Source organism: Caulobacter henricii, assembly GCF_001414055.1.
GTDB classification, from domain to species: Bacteria; Pseudomonadota; Alphaproteobacteria; order Caulobacterales; family Caulobacteraceae; genus Caulobacter; species Caulobacter henricii.
In genome coordinates, this window is sequence record NZ_CP013002.1 from 1,915,120 (window position 1) to 1,935,618 (window position 20,499).

The 20,499-nt window shown below is 64.9% G+C and carries 17 protein-coding genes; 5 read left to right on the forward strand and 12 right to left on the reverse strand.

Annotation, left to right across the window (positions count from 1 at the left end):
- Nucleotides 1-92 precede the first annotated feature (92 nt).
- On the forward strand, nucleotides 93-1,646 hold the full coding sequence (locus tag AQ619_RS08875) for an AMP-binding protein (RefSeq protein WP_062146475.1): 1,554 nt from the start codon (nucleotides 93-95) through the stop codon (nucleotides 1,644-1,646).
- Nucleotides 1,647-1,755: 109 nt separating this feature from the next.
- Here AQ619_RS08875 and AQ619_RS08880 read toward each other — a convergent pair whose 3' ends face one another.
- From AQ619_RS08880 to eno, 8 genes are all read right to left on the reverse strand, one after another.
- Nucleotides 1,756-3,246, reverse strand: coding sequence for a DUF6880 family protein (locus AQ619_RS08880; protein ID WP_062146477.1), 1,491 nt, complete (start codon nucleotides 3,244-3,246; stop codon nucleotides 1,756-1,758).
- 8 nt (nucleotides 3,247-3,254) lie between these two features.
- Nucleotides 3,255-4,655 carry a dihydrolipoyl dehydrogenase gene (lpdA, locus tag AQ619_RS08885; RefSeq protein WP_062146479.1) on the reverse strand — a complete coding sequence of 467 codons (1,401 nt, stop codon included), beginning with the start codon at nucleotides 4,653-4,655 and terminating at the stop codon, nucleotides 3,255-3,257.
- Between the two features lie 82 nt (nucleotides 4,656-4,737).
- Entirely contained in the window at nucleotides 4,738-5,214 is a 477-nt protein-coding gene (locus AQ619_RS08890) for a glutathione peroxidase (protein ID WP_062146481.1), read from the reverse strand.
- Between the two features lie 25 nt (nucleotides 5,215-5,239).
- The gene (locus tag AQ619_RS08895) at nucleotides 5,240-6,523 is read right to left on the reverse strand and encodes a pyruvate dehydrogenase complex dihydrolipoamide acetyltransferase (protein ID WP_062146483.1); all 1,284 of its coding nucleotides are present in this window, start codon (nucleotides 6,521-6,523) and stop codon (nucleotides 5,240-5,242) included.
- A gap of 161 nt (nucleotides 6,524-6,684) precedes the next feature.
- Nucleotides 6,685-8,022, reverse strand: coding sequence for a pyruvate dehydrogenase complex E1 component subunit beta (locus tag AQ619_RS08900; protein ID WP_257720843.1), 1,338 nt, complete (start codon nucleotides 8,020-8,022; stop codon nucleotides 6,685-6,687).
- 2 nt (nucleotides 8,023-8,024) lie between these two features.
- On the reverse strand, nucleotides 8,025-9,056 hold the full coding sequence (pdhA, locus tag AQ619_RS08905; RefSeq protein WP_062146485.1) for a pyruvate dehydrogenase (acetyl-transferring) E1 component subunit alpha: 1,032 nt from the start codon (nucleotides 9,054-9,056) through the stop codon (nucleotides 8,025-8,027).
- Between the two features lie 171 nt (nucleotides 9,057-9,227).
- Complete coding sequence (locus AQ619_RS08910; protein ID WP_062146487.1) at nucleotides 9,228-9,524, reverse strand: FtsB family cell division protein; 297 nt, start codon at nucleotides 9,522-9,524, stop codon at nucleotides 9,228-9,230.
- 422 nt (nucleotides 9,525-9,946) lie between these two features.
- Complete coding sequence (gene eno, locus AQ619_RS08915; RefSeq protein WP_062146488.1) at nucleotides 9,947-11,227, reverse strand: phosphopyruvate hydratase; 1,281 nt, start codon at nucleotides 11,225-11,227, stop codon at nucleotides 9,947-9,949.
- A gap of 113 nt (nucleotides 11,228-11,340) precedes the next feature.
- Between eno and AQ619_RS08920 the strand changes: the two genes are divergently transcribed.
- Nucleotides 11,341-12,111 (forward strand): enoyl-CoA hydratase, encoded by a 771-nt coding sequence (locus tag AQ619_RS08920; RefSeq protein WP_062146489.1) that lies wholly within the window; start codon nucleotides 11,341-11,343, stop codon nucleotides 12,109-12,111.
- A 68-nt stretch (nucleotides 12,112-12,179) separates the two neighbouring features.
- Here AQ619_RS08920 and rpmF read toward each other — a convergent pair whose 3' ends face one another.
- The 3 genes from rpmF to secG form a co-directional block, all read right to left on the reverse strand.
- Nucleotides 12,180-12,362 (reverse strand): 50S ribosomal protein L32, encoded by a 183-nt coding sequence (gene rpmF, locus AQ619_RS08925; protein WP_007671126.1) that lies wholly within the window; start codon nucleotides 12,360-12,362, stop codon nucleotides 12,180-12,182.
- A gap of 116 nt (nucleotides 12,363-12,478) precedes the next feature.
- Nucleotides 12,479-14,131: a CTP synthase gene (locus AQ619_RS08930; protein ID WP_062146490.1), complete on the reverse strand. Its 1,653-nt coding sequence runs from the start codon at nucleotides 14,129-14,131 to the stop codon at nucleotides 12,479-12,481.
- Nucleotides 14,132-14,207: 76 nt separating this feature from the next.
- On the reverse strand, nucleotides 14,208-14,699 hold the full coding sequence (secG, locus tag AQ619_RS08935; protein ID WP_378109102.1) for a preprotein translocase subunit SecG: 492 nt from the start codon (nucleotides 14,697-14,699) through the stop codon (nucleotides 14,208-14,210).
- Between the two features lie 100 nt (nucleotides 14,700-14,799).
- Between secG and AQ619_RS08940 the strand changes: the two genes are divergently transcribed.
- A complete protein-coding gene (locus AQ619_RS08940; RefSeq protein ID WP_062146491.1) occupies nucleotides 14,800-15,315 on the forward strand; it encodes a GNAT family N-acetyltransferase in 516 nt (171 codons plus the stop codon).
- A gap of 742 nt (nucleotides 15,316-16,057) precedes the next feature.
- Here AQ619_RS08940 and tpiA read toward each other — a convergent pair.
- On the reverse strand, nucleotides 16,058-16,819 hold the full coding sequence (gene tpiA, locus AQ619_RS08945) for a triose-phosphate isomerase (RefSeq protein WP_062146492.1): 762 nt from the start codon (nucleotides 16,817-16,819) through the stop codon (nucleotides 16,058-16,060).
- 161 nt (nucleotides 16,820-16,980) lie between these two features.
- Between tpiA and AQ619_RS08950 the strand changes: the two genes are divergently transcribed.
- Together AQ619_RS08950 and trpE are read left to right on the forward strand one after the other, a co-directional pair.
- A complete protein-coding gene (locus tag AQ619_RS08950; RefSeq protein WP_062146493.1) occupies nucleotides 16,981-18,936 on the forward strand; it encodes a peptidylprolyl isomerase in 1,956 nt (651 codons plus the stop codon).
- On the forward strand, nucleotides 18,933-20,468 hold the full coding sequence (gene trpE / locus AQ619_RS08955; RefSeq protein WP_062146494.1) for an anthranilate synthase component I: 1,536 nt from the start codon (nucleotides 18,933-18,935) through the stop codon (nucleotides 20,466-20,468). Before AQ619_RS08950 ends, trpE begins: the two co-directional genes overlap by 4 nt.
- Nucleotides 20,469-20,499: the final 31 nt, after the last annotated feature.

Below are 20,499 nucleotides of genomic sequence, written 5' to 3' on the forward strand. Positions count from 1 at the left end.
TGTGACTCTTCCTTGCAAAGCTGGACCTTCCCCGGCAGACTCCCCCTTCAACGAACGAAAGCGAGCACGCTTTTCGGGGAGGTTTCGCCGGGATGCCGGTAGTTTTCAAAGCGGAAGACGGCCAGAAGGCTCTCTTCGACGCCCTTATCGACGCGCGTGACACCTACGGCGCGAAAAAGCCCATCCTTGAGGACCAGGACCGGAACCCGCTTAGCTACACGGATCTGATCCGCGCGAGCTTTGCCCTGGGCCGCAAGATCGCAGCCATGACCAAGCCGGGAGAGAATGTCGGCATCCTGCTGCCCTCGGGGTCTGCAGCGGTGGTGACCTTCTTCGCCCTGCACGCCTTCGGCCGCGTCCCGACGATGCTGAACTTCACGGCGGGCCTGCGCAACCTCAAGGCCGCCTGCGCGCTGGCCAAGGTCAAGCGCGTCCTGACGGCGCACAAGTTCATCGAGTTGGGCAACCTGCACGATATCGTCGACGCCCTCGAAGCCCAGACGACCATCACCTATCTCGAAGACGTTCGCGGTTCGATTGGGGTTGCCGACAAGCTTTTCGCTGCGACGGCAGGCCTCTTCCCACGCCAGTTCCGAGCGCCGGCCAAGCCATCGGATCGAGGCGTCGTCCTGTTCACCTCGGGCAGCTTTGGTGCCCCTCGGGGCGTGGTGCTGAGCCAGGCCAACATGGTCTCGAATGCCGAACAGGTGGCGGCTCATATCGAGCTCGATCCGGACTGGGTGTTCTTCAATCCCCTTCCGGTGTTCCACTGCTTTGGCCTGACGGGTGGGGTGATCCTGCCTTTGCTGAAGGGCATGAAGGCCTTCCAGTATCCCTCACCGCTGCACACCAAGCAGATCCCCGCCCTGGTCAAGGACACCAAGGCCTCCGTGCTGTTCGCCACGGACACCTTCCTCAATCACTATGCGCGCGCTTCGGATGGTGATGAACTTTCCGGCCTCAGATTTATTGTTTGTGGCGCTGAAAAGGTTCGGGAAGAGACCCACAACCTCATCCATGAAAAGTTTGGCCCCGTGCCGGTTCTAGAGGGCTATGGTGCCACCGAGGCCTCTCCGGTCATCGCGGTGAACAAGCCTGACGACAACCGTCGGGGAACTGTCGGCGGGCTCCTGCCCGGTCAGGACTTCCGGATTGAACCGGTTGAGGGGATTTCCGGCGGCGGCAGACTGCTGGTCCGGGGTCCCAATGTGATGCTCGGCTATCTGAGGGAAGATGGCGGCATCGACGCTCCGGACGGTGGCTGGCACGACACCGGAGACGTTGTCGCCATGACTGACGACAACTGGATCACCATCAAGGGGCGCGTGAAACGCTTCGCAAAGATCGCCGGTGAGATGGTCTCGCTCACAGCGGCGGAAGACCTGGCCTCAGCCGTCTGGCCGGATGGACGCCATGCCGTGATTTCCATGCCCGACAAGAAGAAGGGCGAAAGGCTCATCCTGGTCACGGATCGCCATGATGCAGCGGTTTCAGAACTGGTCGCACATGCCCAGACCATCGGAGCGCCCGAACTGGCCGTGCCGCGCAAGATTCTCAAGGTCCCCGAGGTACCGGTCCTGGGGAGTGGCAAAACCGACTATGTCGCCATTCAGCGCATGGCCGACCAGGATGCTAAGGCCGCATAGACCGAAACCGTGAGACCAATGGGCAGGAATGCGTCGAGGTCGACTCGGGTGCTTCCTGCTCTTCGGACCAACCGCCCCCCATTCGTCAGAGTGCAAGTGCACACTGGCCCTAGAAGGACCCGCCCAGGGCTTCCAGCTCGGCGCGGAAGCCCTGCTTGCGGCCGTGCATGGCCCTCAGGTCGGCCATGAAGGTCTCGTGGTCCGGGAACTCGCCGAAGTCAGAGATCATCGGTGCCAGGCTTTCCATCTCCAGCCATTGCTGGGCAGCAGCCCGGTAGCGGCCAGCGACGCCATAGGTCAGGACATTGCGGATCATGGCCCTCAGCAACAGGGTCGCCGCCAGCGGATAGGTCCCTTCAAGACGACGCGCGGCGGCGGTCAGCAGGTCTTCGTCCGCACCGTTGATGGCGCCGTGACGGTTGATGATCAGTCGCGCCGCCGCGGCCAGATCCGGCCACTCGATCAGAAAGGCCAGGGCGGCCTCGAAACGCGGAAACTCGGCCGCGATCTTCTTGGCGTCATCCTCAGCGACAACGTCGTCAAAGTCTGGCAGGCCCTTCAGGAACGCCCTGAGCCTCGGGATCGACAGGGTGTCCTCGAACGCCGCCCAGCGCCGGCGCTGGGCCTCGTCCTGGCGACCATTGGCCTGTAGCGCTTCGAGATAGACATCCTCCCAGGCAGCGCGCTCGACCGGATCGTCAGGCTCGGCACGCACCGACAGCGGGCCGCGTGGCTTGACCGGAGCTGCTGCGGCCTCCAGAGCGGCCAGGGCCTCGCCCGCCTTTCCAGCGACCAGAAGGCGGCGCCCGATCTCGGCAGCGATGGCTGGAAAACGCCGCTGGGTCTCGCTGAAGGTCGCAATAAAGGCCCCCACGTCACCATTGATGTCGGCCAGGCGGCGCAAGGCATCCCGGACCACTGACGCCTTGGCGTCATAGGCCCCCGCAGACCGCGCTGAGCGCTGGGTCAAGGCGGCCTGCAGGCGCTCGCCCAGTCGCGCCTGACCGGCCACGCCCAGAGACGGGGCCGCGACAGCGACCAGTGGGCCAAATACGAAATGATCGTCGCACAGGATCAGCCGCGCCACCCTATCGGCCAGATCGACGGGCGCGATCTTGGCACTCGCGGCGATGTCGCCGACCGCGTCCCGCGCCTCGGCGAAGACCTCACCGATCGGTCCCTCGGGCTGGCTGATGCGATCAAACACCGAACCGGCAAGGTCCAGAAAATCCATCAGCAGCGCCAGGGCCGCCTTGGGGTCGCTTTCCGCAAGCCGCCGGATCATCCGAAAGTGCAGATCCATGTCGCGCGCGAAGGCGGCGCGCTTGCGCCAGTGGATGCGCGAGGTGGCCTTGGCAATGGCCGCCAGACGCTTGGAGATCTCCAGCGCCAGGCCTTCCGGACTGGCCTCGGCGAACAGCTCCAGCCGCAAGGCGCGCTTGACGTAGCTGTCGACCGACAGATCCATCAGGATCGTCGCCAGCCGCTCCGCGCCCAGATCGGCGAGGTTGGCCTCGGAAAGGGTGGTCTTAGACCCTTTCCTGGTCTTGGCAGCGACCTTGGCCGGCTTGTCAGTGGTCGTGGCCGTCACTCGCGCCATTCAGGCCCCTAGATGTGCAGCACCCGGCCGTACGCATCGAGCGCGGCTTCGTGCATGGCTTCCGACATGGTCGGGTGAGCGTAGACGATTCCGTGCAGGTCTTCCTCGGTCGCCTCCAGCGTGATGGCGGTGACGAAGCCCTGGATCATCTCGGTCACTTCGTGGCCGATCATGTGTGCACCGATCAGCGCGCCGGTCTTGCCGTCGAACACCGTCTTGACGAAGCCCTCGGTCTCGCCGGCGGCCACGGCCTTGCCGTTGACCTTGAACGGGAAGCGGCCGGCCTTCATGTCGATGCCGGCGGCCTTGGCGGCGGCTTCGGTGTAGCCCACCGAGGCGACCTGCGGGTTGGCATAGGTGCAGCCCGGGATCGGCGAATGGACGGCCGGGGTCTTGTAGCCGGCGATGAATTCGGCGGCGTGGATACCTTCGTGGCTGGCCTTGTGGGCGAGCCAGGGCGCGCCGGCGACGTCACCGATGGCGTAGAGGCCCGGAACGTTTGTTTCGCCGTGCTTGCCGGTGACGACGTGGCCGCGATCGGTGGTCAGGCCCACCGCTTCGGTGCCTTCGGTATTGGGCACGATGCCGATAGCAACGATGCACTTCTCGGCCGTCAGTTGCTCGGCCTTGCCGCCGACCTCGACCGACACCGAGACGCCCGTGGCGGTCTTGTCGATCTTGGTGACCTTGGCACCGACTCGGAACTTGATCCCCCGCTTCTCGAAGGCCTTTTGAGCAGCCTTGGACACCTCGGCGTCCTCGACCGGCATGATGCGGTCAACGGCTTCGACGACGGTCACTTCGGCACCGAGGGCGCGATAGAAGCTTGCAAACTCGATGCCGATGGCACCCGAGCCGATCACCACCAGCGACTTGGGCATGGTCTTCGGTGCCAGGGCGTCGCGATAGGTCCAGACCTTGTCGCCGTCCGAAACCGCGCCGATGGCGGGGATGTTCCGGGCACGCGCGCCGCTGGCCAGGATCACGTTCTTCGCCTGGATCGTACGGCTGCCGCCGGCCTTCAGGGCCACGACCACCTTCGGAGCCGGGGTCCCCTTTTCGAGCTTGGCATCGCCCTCGATCACTTCGATCTTGTGCTTCTTCATCAGGAAGGCGATGCCGCCCGACATGGTCTTGGCCACGCCGCGCGAGCGCTCGATGATCTTGGTGAAGTCGAAGGAGGGCTTCTCGACCGACAGGCCATAGGCGTCAAGGTGCGACAACTGCTCGAAGATCTCGCCGGACTTCAACAGGGCCTTCGTCGGGATACAGCCCCAGTTCAGGCAGATGCCGCCCAGGTTTTCCCGCTCGACGATCGCCGTCTTCAGGCCCAGTTGGCTGGCGCGAATGGCGGCCACATAGCCGCCAGGACCAGCGCCGATGACGACGACATCGAATTCCGTGGACATGGTGTTCTTACCCTAGCTTGAACGTCGCCCGAGGGGAGCCGGGCGGCCTCGATCGATCGGCCTGCAAGCCGATCCGGGAGAATTAGAGCAGCGCCTCGACCGCAACCTTGAGGTCTTCGGGTTTGGTGGTGGGAGCAAACCGCTCGACGACTTCGCCGTCGCGGCCGATCAGGAACTTGGTGAAGTTCCACTTGATGCCCTCGGTGCCCAGCACGCCCTTCTGTTCCTTCTTCAGGAACGCATAGAGCGGATGGGCCGAGGGGCCGTTGACGTCGATCTTGGCCAGCATCGGGAAGGTCACGTCATAGGTCAGCGAGCAAAAGCTGGCGATCTCTTCGGCGTTCCCAGGCTCCTGAGCGCCGAACTGATTGCAGGGGAAGCCCAGGACGGTCAGGCCGCGATCCTTGTAGTCGCGGTAAAGCGCCTCAAGGCCCTCATACTGCGGAGTGAACCCGCACTTGCTGGCCGTGTTGACGATCAGCAGAACCTGCCCGCGATAGTCGGCCAGGCTCACGTCCTGGCCGTCCAGCGTCTTGGCCGAGTAGTCATAGACCGACATGGCGCTCTCCTGCCCTTTCCTTTGATCAAACGATCAGGGTCAGCGGCTCTTCGATCAGCGGCTTGAAGGCCGCCAGGAACTTGGCACCAATCGCGCCGTCGACCACGCGGTGGTCGCAGGTCAAGGTCACGGTCATCACAGTGGCCACGGCCAGCTGACCGTTCTTGACCACTGGACGCTGCTCGCCGGCCCCCACGCTCATGATCGCGCCCTGCGGCTCGTTGATGATCGAGGCGAAGGCCTTGATCCCGAACATGCCCAGGTTGGAAACCGAGAAGGTGCCGCCCTGGAATTCCTCGGGCTTCAGCTTCTTTGCCTTGGCGCGGGCCGCCAGATCCTTCACCTCGGCCGAGATCTGGGCCAGGCCCTTGGTTTCGGCGGCACGGACGATCGGGGTGATCAGGCCACCGTCGATGGCCACAGCCACGGCGATGTCAGCATGCTTGTGCATGGCGATGCCCTCCGGCGTGTAGGAGGCATTGGCCTCAGGCACGCGCTTCAGGGCCACGGCCACGGCCTTGATGATGATGTCATTGACCGACACCTTCACGCCCTGGTCACCCAGCAGGCTGTTGATCTTGCCGCGCGCCGCCAGCAGGGCATCGACCTCGAGATCGATGGTCAGCGGGAAGTGCGGCACGTCGCGGAAGCTGTCGGTCAGACGCCGCGCGATCGTCTTGCGCATGCCGTCGAGCGGCACCAGGTCGTAGGAGCCAGCGGGGATGCCCATCTGCTCCAGCGACAGGACCTGACGCGGAGCCGCAGCAGCCGGGGCCGGCGCAGCAGCGGGTGCCGCCTTGGCCGCCGGTGCGGCCACTGGGCCGCCCTTGGCTGCATTTTCCACGTCCGCCCTGACCACACGGCCATGCGGGCCACTGCCCTTGACCGTCTTCAGATCCAGACCAGCGGCCTGGGCCAGACGGCGGGCCAGCGGCGAGGCGAAAACCCGAGAACTATCGGCGACGACCGGAGCCGGTGCTGCCGCAACCGGCGCAGCGGCAGCGGGTGCAGCGGCCTTGGGCGCTTCAGTGGCCGGAGCGGCGGCCGGCGACGGAGCCAGGTTCTCACCCTCTCCGGCCAGCTTGGCGATCAGGGCATTGACCTTGACGTTCTCGGTGCCGGCCTCGACCAGAATGGCCTCGACCACGCCCTCGTCGACGGCTTCGACTTCCATCGTCGCCTTGTCGGTTTCGATCTCGGCGATCACGTCGCCGGCCTTGACGGTGTCACCCACCTTCACGTGCCACTTGGCGAGGGTCCCCTCCTCCATGGTGGGCGACAGGGCGGGCATCAGGATGTCGATCGACATTGAGTGTCTTCCTCAAGCGTTCGGGACGTTGTCGGCCGGGCCGGCGTCCGCGCGATCTCGCCTTGCAGCGAGGCTTAGTTCTTGGCCGGATTCGATACGGCTCACATCCGACAGATATGCAGGGATCCCTGCCATCCCGCCAGACATGAGCCGCATCGGCATCAGCGGTAACAGACCGTCTTGGCTGCCTTTACGATCTTCTCGACCGACGGCAGGCTGAGGGCCTCGAGGTTTGCCGCATAGGGCAGCGGCACGTCTTCCTGGTGTACGCGCAGGGGCGGTGCATCCAGATAGTCGAAGCCGTGCTCGGTGATGCGGGCCACGATCTCGGCCCCGACGCCCATCGGGCCCCAGCCTTCTTCGGCAGTGACCAGACGGTTGGTCTTCTTGACGCTTTCCAGGATGGTGGCGTGGTCCATCGGGCGAATAGTCCGCAGGTCGATGACTTCAGCGGAAATGCCTTCAGCGGCCAGTGCCTCGGCGGCCTTAAGGCAGAAACCCACCATCCGGCTGTAGGCCACCAGAGTGACATCCGTGCCTTCGCGGCGGACCTTGGCCTTGCCGATCGGCACGACATAGTCCTCGACGTCCGGGATATCGAACTCCAGCCCGTACATCATCTCGTGTTCGAGGAAGACGATGGGGTTGGGGTCGCGGATGGCCGCTTTCAGCAGGCCCTTGGCGTCAGCGGCGTCATACGGCGCGATGACCTTCAGACCGGGGACGTTGCCGTACCAGGCTGCATAGTCCTGGCTGTGCTGGGCACCCACGCGCGAGGCCGCACCGTTGGGACCCCGGAACACGATCGACGACTTGATCTGACCGCCCGACATGTAGAGCGTCTTGGCCGCCGAGTTGATGATGTGGTCAATCGCCTGCATGGCGAAGTTCCAGGTCATGAACTCGACGATGGGCTTCAGCCCCGCCATCGCCGCGCCGACGCCCATGCCGGCAAAGCCGTGCTCGGTGATCGGTGTGTCGATGACACGCTTGTCGCCGAACTCCTGCAGCAGGTCGCGGCTAACCTTGTAGGCCCCCTGATACTGGGCGACTTCCTCGCCCATCAGGAACACGCGATCGTCGCGACGCATCTCTTCAGCCATGGCGTCGCGCAGGGCGTCGCGCACCGTGATCTTCTTCATCGGCGTGCCGGTCGGAATTTCCGGATCGGCAAAGCTCGAGGCCGAAGCGACGGGCGTTGCCGCAGCGACCGGCGCGGCCGCTTCAACGACGACGGGCGCAGGTGCCGAGGGCGTAGCCCCGGCTTCGCCGGCCAGACGTGCGATCGGCGTATTGACCTTCACGTTCTCGGAACCGGCAGCGATCAGGATGGCTTCCACCACGCCCTCATCGACGGCTTCGACTTCCATCGTTGCCTTGTCGGTCTCGATTTCGGCGATCACGTCGCCGGCCTTGATGGTGTCGCCTTCCTTGACCAACCACTTGGCCAGGGTGCCCTCTTCCATGGTCGGCGAAAGGGCAGGCATGAGGATGTCCAGGCTCACTGGGCGGCCTCCAGATAAACGTCGGTGTACAGTTCAGACGGATCCGGCTCGGGGCTGGTCCGGGCGAATTCAGCCGCTTCGGCAACGATGCGCTTCACGTCGGCGTCGATGCCCTTCAGGTCGTCTTCGGTGACGCCGGCCGCAGCCAGGCGTTCCTTGATGTGGTCGATGGGGTCGCGGGTCTGCTTGACCTCGTCGACCTCTTCCTTGGAGCGATACTTGGCCGGGTCCGACATCGAGTGACCGCGATAGCGATAGGTCTTCATCTCGAGGATGTAGGGGCCCTGGCCGCTGGCCGCGTGCTCGCGGGCGCGGGCTCCGGCTTCGCGCACGGCCACCACATCCATGCCGTCGATCTCCTCGCCCGGGATCCGGAACGAGACACCGCGCTTGTGGAAGGCGGTTTCAGAGGCTGAGCGCTCAACGCTCGTGCCCATGGCATATTGATTGTTCTCGATCACGTACACGACCGGCAGCTTCCACAGCTGGGCCATGTTGAAGCTCTCATAGACCTGGCCCTGGTTGGCCGCACCGTCACCGAAATAGGCGTAGGAGACGTTGCCATTGCCCTTGTAGTGGTTGGCCAGTGCCAGGCCGGTGCCAAGCGCCACCTGGGCCCCAACGATACCGTGACCGCCGTAGAAGCCGGTCTCGATGTCAAACATGTGCATCGAGCCGCCTTTGCCGCGCGAGGAGCCTCCAGCGCGACCGGTCAGTTCAGCCATGACCTCGCGAGGATCCATCCCAGCGGCCAGCATGTGACCGTGATCGCGGTAACCGGTGATGATCTGGTCGCCCTTGGAGGAGATCGACTGCATGCCGACCGCAATGGCTTCCTGGCCGATATAGAGGTGGCAGAACCCGCCGATCAGCCCCATGCCGTACAATTGCCCGGCCCGCTCCTCGAAGCGGCGGATCAACAGCATGCTCTGATAGAACTTCAGAAGCTCGTCCTTGCTGACAAAGGTGTTGCCACCGATGTCACCACCTTTGCCTTCGGTGGATTCAGCCTTGCGCGTACGCGCCATTCAACTCTCCCTGGCCAATCTTCATCGCGGCCTTCATCCCAGAACAAATCCCGCCGAAGTCGTCGTCGGTCCCTCGAAGGATATGCCCATCAAATGACGCCCAGACCGTTCCAGGCATGTAAGGGCCCAGTTACGATCGACAGTCCTGTCAGAAGGCAAGGTCCGACGTCGCTAGCGCTTCGTGCGGATGACAAAGTCCTTCGGGTCGGCATAACCAAGGAGAGAACGTGCCCGTTCTTCCAGAAGATCTGCCGACAGACTGCCGCTGCATAATAGACGAGCCCGGGCCTCCAGGTCCATCCTTTCGGCACGGATCTTCCTGAGCTCCCTGGTCTTTGCGGCAAGATCTGCATTCCGTTCAGACGTCGACAAGAGACCGCGTTCGCCCGTCAGAGCGTGAAACACGAAGTAGAAGATCAGAAAAAGGATCGCCGCAGTCGGCAGGATCGGTTGCAGTCGGGCGAACATTTTGGATTCCCGGAAGGGGATTCTCAGGGTCTCAGATCGTGCTTAACGCCTTCTGAATAAGGGCTCACGGATAGCAGCCCTCAGAGCAACGCATCGGCGTCGCGATGCTTTCAATTGAGATGGTTTCATCGGCATCTAGATACCGCAACGCAACACTTCATTCGCAGCCGCGAACGGCACTTGGCGGCAGTCTTCATCGCGCCAAAAGGAGCTTATAGAAAAAATGGGGGCGGACAGGTTGCAAACCACTCGCCTTCGGCCGTGTGAACCACCCTTGGTCCTCCAGAATCGACCGCCGAACTGCGCTGCCAGGCCGGTGGGGCGCACTTGTCTGAGGGGCAGCTTCAGATCTGGTCCCGACATGAAAAAGGCGCAGCCTGCATGACAGGCCGCGCCTTTTCCGGAGACATCCGTATCCGCGACTAGCGCCCCTTGAGCGCTGCCCGGCCGGCGTAAACCGCCTGATCATCCAGCATCTGCTCGATGCGCAGCAGCTGGTTGTACTTAGCCAACCGGTCCGAACGCGCCAGCGAACCCGTTTTGATCTGGCCGCAGTTCAGAGCCACGGCGAGGTCAGCGATCGTGCTGTCCTCGGTTTCGCCCGAGCGGTGGCTCATGACGCTGGTATAGCCGGCACGGTGGGCCAGATCGACGGCGTCAATCGTTTCAGACAGCGTACCGATCTGGTTGACCTTCACGAGGATCGAATTGGCCAGACCCTTATCCAGGCCCATCTGCAGGCGCTTGGGATTGGTCACGAACAGGTCGTCGCCGACCAGCTGGACCGTCTTGCCCAGGGTGTCCGTCAACAGCTTCCAGCCGTCGAAATCATCTTCGGCCATGCCATCTTCGATCGACAGGATCGGGAACTTGCTCGCGAGATCCGCGAGGTAGGCCACCATGCCGGCCGGATCGAGGACCTTGCCCTCGCCTTCCAGATGGTACTTTCCGTCCTTGAAGAACTCGGTCGACGCGACATCAAGGCCCAGGACGAAGTCATCACCCGCCCGGTATCCAGCCGCCTCACTGGCCTTGACGATAAAGGCCAGGGCTTCTTCGGCCGAGCCGAGGTTGGGCGCAAAGCCGCCCTCGTCGCCGACATTGGTATTATGACCGGCGTCCTTCAGGGCCTTCTTCAGGCCGTGGAAGATCTCTGCGCCCATCCGAAGGGCCTCGGAGAAATTCGCCGCGCCTGTGGGCAGGATCATGAATTCCTGGATGTCGATGGGATTGTCGGCGTGGGCACCGCCATTGATGATGTTCATCATCGGTGTCGGCAGGACGCGTGAATTGACCCCGCCGACATACTTGTAGAGCGGCAGACCGGCCGATTCCGCAGCAGCCTTGGCCGTCGCCAGGGAGACGCCGAGAATCGCGTTGGCACCGAGGCGCGCCTTGTTCGGCGTGCCGTCCAGGCCGATCAGCAGGGTGTCGACCCGGCGCTGATCTTCGGCGTCTACACCCGACAGGGCATCGAAGATCTCGCCATTGACGGACTCGACGGCTTGAAGAACGCCCTTGCCCAGATAACGGCTCTTGTCACCGTCCCGCTTCTCGCTGGCTTCGTGGGCACCGGTCGATGCCCCTGAGGGTACGGCGGCCCGGCCAAAGGCGCCGTCTTCCAGGACGACATCGACTTCAACCGTCGGGTTGCCCCGGCTGTCGAGAATTTCGCGGGCGATGATATCGACGATCTCGGTCATGGAAGCTCCTCAAGGCGAAAGGCGCGGGAGGCTTAACCGCCATGGCGACGCGGCGCAACTTGACTTCCCGGCCCCACGCCGACTGATCATCAGTCACACATAGGGAGAACGCCATGTTGACCGTCGAGAAGAGCGGACCGATCGCCGTCGTGACCTTGAACCGACCGGAGGCCATGAACGCCCTGTCGAAAGCGCTCCGGGCGGCACTGCATACGGTCATGTTCGAACTGGACGCCGATCCGGCCATCAGCGTGGTGGTGCTGACCGGTGCCGGGGAGCGGGCCTTCACGGCCGGTCTCGACCTGAAGGAGCTGGGCAGTGATCCCAAGGCCATGAGCGCCGCCAATGACCAGGGGGCCGACTCCAATCCCGTCCGCGCCATCGAGGTCTGCCGCAAGCCGGTCATCGGCGCGATCAACGGCGTGGCCATCACCGGAGGCTTCGAGCTGGCCCTGGCCTGTGATGTCCTGATCGCCTCGGAAAACGCCCGCTTCGCCGATACCCATGCCCGGGTCGGGATCATGCCGGGCTGGGGCCTGTCGCAGAAGCTGTCGCGACTGATCGGCATCTACCGGGCCAAGGAGCTGTCCCTGACCGGCAATTTCATCGACGCCGCGACGGCAGAGGCCTGGGGGCTGGTCAATCGCGTCGTTCCGGCGTCCGAGCTGATGCCGACGGCGCTCAAACTGGCGGCCGACATGGCCTCCATCCCGGTCGAGACCCTGTCGTTCTACAAGTCCCTGATCGACGAGGGCTATGGCCGGTCGTTCAACAAGGGGCTGGAGATCGAGCACAAGCGCTCCAGCGCCCACAATCGAGACGTCACCCCGGAGTCGGTCGAGGCCCGCCGGGCCGCGATCCAGGCCCGGGCCCGGACCCAGTAGACATAACGAAAAGCGCCGCCTGGCAAGCCGGGCGGCGCTTTCGAAACCGTTGATACCTCGGGAAGAGCTTAGTCTTCCTTCGGGGTCAGGATCTGCTTGCCGTTGTACAGGCCCGTCTTCAGGTCGACGTGGTGCGGACGGCGCAGTTCGCCCGAGTCCTTGTCTTCCACGAAGGAGTTGGCGCCCAGGGCGTGGTGCGACCGGCGCATGTTCCGGCGAGAAGGCGAAGTTTTTCTTTTAGGAACGGCCATCGAAGTGACTCTGCTCGCTGAGCGTGAAAATCGGAAGCGGCGACTCGGGATGAACCCAGGCCGCCGCGTGAGGGCGCGCTTATGCCTGAATCTCTTCAGACATGCAACAGCGCCTGTTAGACCAGCCTGCCCTGCTCTTTCGCCGCGGCGATAAAGCTGGCGAACAGCGGGTGCGGGGCGAACGGACGGCTCTTCAGTTCCGGGTGGAACTGTACGCCGATGAACCAGGGATGGTCCTCGCGTTCGACGATTTCCGGCAAGACGCCATCAGGCGAGCGACCGGTCAGTTTCAGGCCGGACTCCTCCATCCGGTGGCTGTAGCCGATATTGACCTCGTAGCGGTGCCTGTGGCGCTCGCTGATGGCCGTGTCGCCATAGATCGCCGCCACCTTGCTTCCCGGCGTCAGGACGGCATCGAAGGCCCCCAGGCGCATGGTGCCGCCCAGATCGTCGCCCTTGCGGCGCTCGACCTTCTCATTGCCCTTGATCCACTCGGTCATGATCCCGACCACGGGACGCTCGGTGGGCCCAAATTCGCTGGAGCTGGCATCGGTGATGCCGGCCACATTGCGCAGGGTCTCGATGACCGCCATCTGCATGCCGAAACAGATGCCGAAATAGGGCACCTTGCGTTCGCGGGCGAACTGGGCCGCGCGGATCTTGCCTTCCGCCCCCCGCTCGCCGAAGCCGCCGGGCACCATGATGGCATGGGCATTCTCAAGCCGGGCCGCCGCCGCGCCGGGGTCACCCTCGAAGGTCTCGCTCTCGACCCAGTCGAGATTGACCTTGACCTTGTTGGCCAGGCCGCCGTGGTGCAGGGCCTCAATCAGCGACTTGTAGGCGTCTTTCAGCACCGTGTACTTGCCGACCACGGCGATGGTGACTTCGCCATCAGGGTGGTTGACCGTCTCGTCGATGGCTTCCCAGCGCGTCAGGTCGGGCTTGGGCGCGTCGCTCATGCCGAACACGTCCAGCACCTCGGCGTCCAGGCCTTCCTTGTGATAGTCGATCGGCACCGCATAGATCGACGATGAGTCCATCGCCTGGATCACGGCGCTGGGCCGCACGTTGCAGAACTGCGCGATCTTGCGCTTTTCCTCGACCGGAATGTCCTGCTCGCAGCGGCACAGCAGGATGTCGGGCTGGATGCCGATCGAGCGCAGTTCCTTGACCGAGTGCTGGGTCGGCTTGGTCTTCATCTCGCCGGCCGTCTTGATGAACGGCAGCAGGGTCAGGTGGACATAACAGCTCTGGCCGCGCGGCAGGTCCTGGCGCAGTTGGCGAATGGCCTCGAAGAACGGCAGGCCCTCGATGTCGCCCACCGTGCCGCCGATCTCGACCAGCACGAAGTCGACCGGCTTTTCGCCCGTCTCGTCCATGGCCGGAGACAGGACGAAGTCCTTGATCTCGTTGGTGACGTGCGGGATCACCTGGACGGTCGCGCCCAGATAGTCGCCGCGGCGTTCCTTCTCGATGATCGTCTTGTAGATCTGGCCGGTGGTGATGTTGTCGGCCTTGGTCGCCGAAACGCCGGTGAAGCGCTCGTAGTGGCCAAGGTCGAGGTCCGTCTCGGCACCGTCGTCGGTCACAAAGACCTCGCCGTGCTGATACGGGCTCATCGTGCCGGGATCGACGTTGAGATAGGGGTCAAGCTTGCGAAGGCGGACCTTGTAGCCGCGAGCCTGAAGGAGCGCTCCGAGCGCTGCGGAGGCGAGGCCTTTTCCAAGCGAGGAAACCACGCCGCCGGTGATGAAGATATACCGGGTCATGGGCGCTCAGATTAGCCGCGATTCGGCGTTCGCGGCGAAAAGACCAACGTTCATCAACAGCTTTCGCTGAAAAGGCTTACTGCGCAGGGGTTTGACCCGCCACCGGAGCCGGCGCCGACGGCTGGGCCGGGGCCGTTTGCGAGGTCAGAGGCTGGTTGATGCTGGGGGTCGGGGCCTGGATGGCGCCCGGCTGGGCGGTTCCGGGGGTCTGACCGACCGGCGCGACCGGCGTGATCGGGGCGTTCAGGGTCTTGGTGTCGAGGCTGTCGATATCAAGCCGATCCACGGCCGACTCCCCGCCCATGCGGCCCGTCAGGATGGTCAGGACCAGGCTGATCACCAGGAAGATCGAAAACAGGATCCAGGTGATGCGGGTCAGCAGGTCACCGGCACCGCGTGCCGTCATGAAACCGGTATTGCCACCACCCATGCCCAGGGCACCGCCTTCGGAGCGCTGCAGAAGGACCACGCCGATCAGGCCAAGGCAGACGACGATATTGATGGCGAGCAGGATGCCGATGAGCATGAGGAAACTGATCTCGATCCGGGCGACGGCGACAACCGTCATGAAAAACGAAGCGGCCCCTCTACCACTAGCGGCGCGCTCACGCCATAGCTGGGAAGGAAGCCGGTCAACTCAAGCCCCCGGCGCGAAACCCGTCAAAGCCATGATCCTCGAAACCGAGCGACTGACCCTGGCTCCCCTGGTCGAAACGGACGCGCCCCACGTCTATCCGTTTCTCAGCGATCCGGAAGTCATGGCCCACTGGGACCAGGCCCCGATCGAGGATCCCGACGAGGTCGCCGCCTGTGTCGCCGCCCAGGTCGCGGAGATGGACCAGGGCAAGGCCCACTACTGGGCGGTTCGCCTGTCCGGAACCGGCGATTTTCTCGGCTCTTGCGAACTGGTCGATATCGACCCGCGCCATCACCGCGCCGAACTTCGGTTCATGATCGCCCGCGAGGCCTGGGGGCATGGCTATGGTCTGGAAGCCGTGCGCGCCCTGCTGGCCCACGCCGCCTCGATCGGGCTCAAGCGCCTGATCGCCCGCACCCATGTCGGTGATCTCCGCGCTGAACGCCTGCTGGAACGGCTGGGCTTCGAGGCCGAAGGCTATCTGAAGGGTCATGTCCATCGCGACGGCGAGCGGCGGGACTGCCGGCTGTTCGGGTTGTTGCTCTAGGCACGGCTACACGCCCCGCGCGATCCCTCGCTGAGGTTCTGGAAAGGGTCGCGGAGCGTCCGGACGACGTCCGGATGAGAGATAGAAAATACCGTTTCGACGAAGCCGTCCGCTCCGCGCGACCGTTTTCCGTCAGCCTCCCGCCAGGTGGCCCTCTTAAGGCCTTACCGGGACCCGGACCCCGCCGTTTCCGGCGCGCTCCGGCGGTCGAAGAGGACGGGCTTACAGCCAGACACGCCCTTTTGCCTACAACCACGCCGACGGCGGGCGGGCCTGGCCAGCAACCAGATCCCCGGACACGCTTCAGTATCCCCCTGAAGCCCAGTCCCGCTCGATCACCCCCCGCCGCCGCAATGGTCGCTGGCCTTGCGCCCTTTCCTCGCGACGAGGTGGGATGATCATGCGGCAGGTTTGGGCGCGTCGGACTGGCGCGGTGGTTGTTTTTGCAGGGTGTTGAATGGGCTGGGGTTTGTTCGGGAAGGCACGAGGATAGAGGGCAGTCTTTCCCCGCACTTGCCCCCTACGGATCGCTTCGCGATCGTCTTCCCCCGCAGGGGGAAGATGAGGTCGGCGCGTTTCATCTTCTCCCCGCAGGGGGGAGGACGACCTGCGTAGCAGGTCAGGAGGGGGCCTGCGGCGCTGGCCGGGAAACACCGCCCTGCCTCCGCAGCCAAGCTGGCACCCTCCTTGACCCCTGCGGCCAAACGATCGACGGCCGGCCCTTCAACAAGGCCTTCCCCGTCTACGCCGCCGCGATGATCGCCAGGAAATCGGCCGCCTTCAGCGACGCCCCGCCGACCAGGGCCCCGCCGACCTCGGCCGCGCCCAGGATCTCGGCGGCATTGTCGGGCTTGACCGAGCCGCCATAGAGGATCGGAACCGTCGCGCCGTGACCGCCGAAAAGCTCTACCAGCTGGGCCCGGATCGCCGCGTGCATCTCTTCAATGTCGGCGACCGTCGCCGTGCGGCCGGTGCCGATGGCCCAGATCGGCTCGTAGGCGACCGAGAAGGCCTGGCCCGCCAGGGCGGCCGGCAGCGATTCGCGGACCTGGGCTGTCACCACCGGCAGTGCCGAGCCCGCCTCGCGTTGCGCGAGGCTTTCGCCGACGCAGATGATCGGCTCCAGACCCGCCGTCAGGGCGGTTTCGACCTTGGCCGCCACCAGGGCGCTGGTCTCGGCATGGTCCTCACGGCGTTCGGAGTGGCCGAGGATGACGAGGCTGGCCCCGGCATCGATCAGCATCGCGGCCGCGATGTCGCCCGTATGGGCCCCACTGGTCTTCACATGGCAATCCTGACCGCCGGTCAGGACGCTTGAGCCGTCCAGGGCCGCGCTGAGGCGATCCAGGAGCGTGGCCGGCGGGCAGATCGCAACGCGCGCCCCCGCGGGCTTGGCGTCCAGGGCGGCGGCGACGGCGCGGGCTTGATCCAGCGACTCGGCGAGGCCGTTCATCTTCCAGTTTCCGGCGATCAGCGGCCGGGGCTTCAGGCTTGAAAGGGTCATGGAGTGCTCTTGACCCTCCCCTCCCGAGGGAAGTCAAGACCGCCGTGGCTTGCCCCCTCGCCTCCGGCTCTACTATACCCGCTGCTCGCGTCCGCCGCGTTGCCCCAAGGTCGCTCCTCGGGGCCGCGCGGATACGGCAAGTCAGGAAGGTTTTCGCAAGTATGCTCGCCGGTTTCCGCACCTTCGCCAAATCGCCCTTCGCGGTGATCCTTTTCGGCCTGCTGATTGTCAGCTTCGCCGTGTTCGGGATCAGCGACGTGTTCAAGGGACCGCGCCTGTCCGGCGTCGTCGCCGCCGGTTCGCGCTCGGTTTCGGCCGCAGACTTCAAGACCCGCTACGAGAACTATCGCAAGGGGACCGAGCGTCAGTCCGGCGAGACCCTGACGGCCGACCAGGCCGTCGAGCGCGGCATTGACCGGCAGATCCTGCAGGAAATCGCTCTGCAGGAATCGATGTCGGAAGTGATCCGCAAGTTCGGGATCCAGCCTTCCGACAAGCTGGTCGGCAATGTCGTGCGTGAGCAGATGAGCAATCTGCACCCCAATCAACGGCCGTTCGATCCGATCACCGGCAAGTTCGATCCCAAGATGTACGAGGCCCTGCTGCGTGAGAACGGCATGACGCCGGACAGCTACCAGGCCTCGATCAGCGACGAGATTGCCCAGACCCATGTCTTCACCGGCGTGGCCAATGGCCTGCATGCCCCGCGCATCTATGCCGCCCTGCAGGCTGCCTATGGTCTGGAGAGCCGCGACCTGGCTGCCTTTGCGATCAATCCGGCTACGGTGGAGCGCCCCGGCAATCCGACCGACGCCCAGCTGACGGCCTTCATGAAGCAGAACGCGGAACGACTGACCCGCCCGGAGTCCCGGGTCCTGTCGATCATGCGCGTCAGCGCCCAGGCCCTCGAGCCTTCGGTGACCATCAATCCGGCCGATGTGCAGAAGACCTTCGACTTCCGAAAGGAAACCCTGGCGACCCCGGAAACCCGTTCGCTGGTTCAGATCGTCGCCCCGGATGCCAAGGCCGCCGGCGTGATCGCCCAGCGTCTGGCCAAGGGTGACCAGCCGGCCGTCGTCGCCAGCGCCTTTGGCCAGAAGCCGGTGATCCTCAACGACAAGCCCAAGTCCGCCCTGCCCGACCGCAAGGTCGCCGACGCCGCCTTCAGTCTGGCCGCAGGCCAGGTCAGCGCACCGATCACCGGCAGCCTCGGCATCTCGGTGGTCAAGGTGACCAAGGTGACCCCCGGCGCCGTCCCCAGCCTGGAGAGCGTGCGCTCACAGATCGAAGCCGAACTCCGCGTCCAGGGTGCCCAGGCCAAGGCCTATGAGCAGACCCAGACCTATCAGGACGCCCACGACGCCGGTTCCGACCTGATCGCCGCCGCGTCCAAGGCCGGAGCCATGGTCATGACCTCGGCCCCGATCACCGCCCAGGGTACCGACCAGACCGGCCAGCCCATTCCCGGCCTGACGCCGGACATCCTCAAGACCGCCTTTGACCTGAGCTCCGGCGGCGAAAGCGAACTCGTCGAGATCGGCAAGGGTGAGTACTATGCCGTCAAGGTCGAGAAGGTCATCCCGGCCGCCCTGCCGGCCCTGGCTGACATCCGGCCGCAGCTGGCCCAGGTCTGGCTGCAGAACGAGATGACCAATCGCCTGCAGGCCAAGGCCGAGTCCCTGGCCGCGCGGGTCAAGAAGGGCGAGAGCCTTGAGGCCGTCGCCGCCGCAGCGGGATCTCGCGTTCAGCGCGTTCCGGGCATCAGCCGCGAAAACGCCCAGCAGCATCAGGGCCTCGGCCGTGACCTGCTGCTGGCCACCTTCGCTGCCAAGCCGGGCGAGGTGTTCAGCTCGCGGGCCGGCCAGATGGCCTTCGTCGTCGCCAAGCTGGAGGCCGTTCGCTCGGGCAAGATCGCCGACATGGCCCGCATCAGCCAGACCATTCGGCCCCAGGTCGACAGCGGTCTGATGCGCGATCTCGGCGAGGCCGCGCGTCTTGGGGCCCAGGCCAGCCTGAAGACCAAGACCAACCTGACCCTGGCCCGTCAGGCCATCGGCGTTGACACCGACGCCCTGGCCAAGGCCGAAGCTGCCAAGTCCGGCAAGGCCCAGAAATGAGCCTGGAGCCGGCCTTCGACGCCTTCTCCCGGACCTATGAGGCCGGACAGCCCCAGGTCGTCTGGACCCGGCTGATCGACGATCTCGAGACGCCGGTCTCGGCCTATCTGAAGATCGGACAGGGCAAGCCCTACGCCTTCCTGTTCGAAAGTGTCGAAGGCGGTGCCTGGCGCGGCCGCTATTCCATCGTGGCGATGAAGCCGGACTTTGTCTGGCGCTGCCGCGGCGATGTCGCCGAGGTGGCCGAGGGCGAGGCCATCGGCCGGGGTGAGTTCACCGTCCAGGCCGGCGGGGCTTTGGACAGCCTTCGCGACCTGATCGCCCGCTCGCGCATCGAGCTGCCGGCCGGCCTGCCGCCGATGGCGGCCGGCGTCTTCGGCGCTCTGGGCTATGACATGGTGCGGTTGGCCGAACGCCTGCCCGACATCAATGAGGACACCACGGGCCTGCCGGACGGGATCATGACCCGGCCATCGATCGTGGCGGTGTTTGATGCCATCGCCCAGGAAATCATCCTGGTGACCACGGTGCGCCCGGTGGCCGGGGTCTCGGCCGAGGAGGCCCACCACGCCGCCCGGGCCCGGATCGAAACGGTGATGGCCGACCTGCGCCGTCCCCTGGCCCATGAAGCGCCGCGCAAGGGCCATGCACCGATCGAGTTCACCACCCCGGTCAGTCGCGAGGACTATGCCGTGGTGGTCGAGAAGGCCAAGGATTACATCCGCGCCGGTGACATCTTCCAGGTGGTGCCCAGCCACCGCTTCCGCGCACCCTTCGACCTGGATCCGTTCGCCCTCTACCGCTCGCTGCGCCGGACCAATCCGTCGCCGTTCCTCTATTTCCTCAACCTCGATGGCTGCCACCTCGTGGGCTCCAGTCCCGAGATCCTCGTGCGTCTGCGCGACGGCAAGATCACCATCCGCCCGATCGCCGGCACCCGCCCTCGGGGCGCGACACCGGAAGAGGACCTGGCCCTCGAGGCCGAACTGCTGGCCGATCCCAAGGAGCGGGCCGAGCACCTGATGCTGCTGGATCTCGGCCGCAACGACGTCGGTCGCGTCTCGATGCTGAAGGAGCCGGGCAAGAACGAGCCCGCAAAGCCGCACCAGGGCCCGCGCGTCAAGGTCACCGAGAGCTTCAAGGTCGAGCGCTACAGCCACGTCATGCACATCGTCTCCAATGTCGAAGGGGTGGCGCCTGTCGGCGTCGATCCGGTCGACGTGCTGATGGCTGCACTGCCCGCCGGCACCCTGTCGGGTGCGCCCAAGGTCCGGGCCATGGAGATCATCGACGAGCTGGAAATCGAAAAGCGCGGCCTCGGCTACGCTGGCGCAGTCGGTTATGTCGGCGCTGACGGCTCGGTCGACACCTGCATCGTGCTGCGCACGGCCCTGGTCAAGGACGGCATGATGTATGTCCAGGCCGGCGGCGGCGTAGTCGCCGACAGCGATCCCGATGCCGAATATGACGAGACCCTGCACAAGTCCCGCGCCCTCAAGCGGGCGGCGGAAGAGGCCTGGCGTTTCGCCTGACGGCAAGCGTGACAGCCGAAAGTGGATGCCG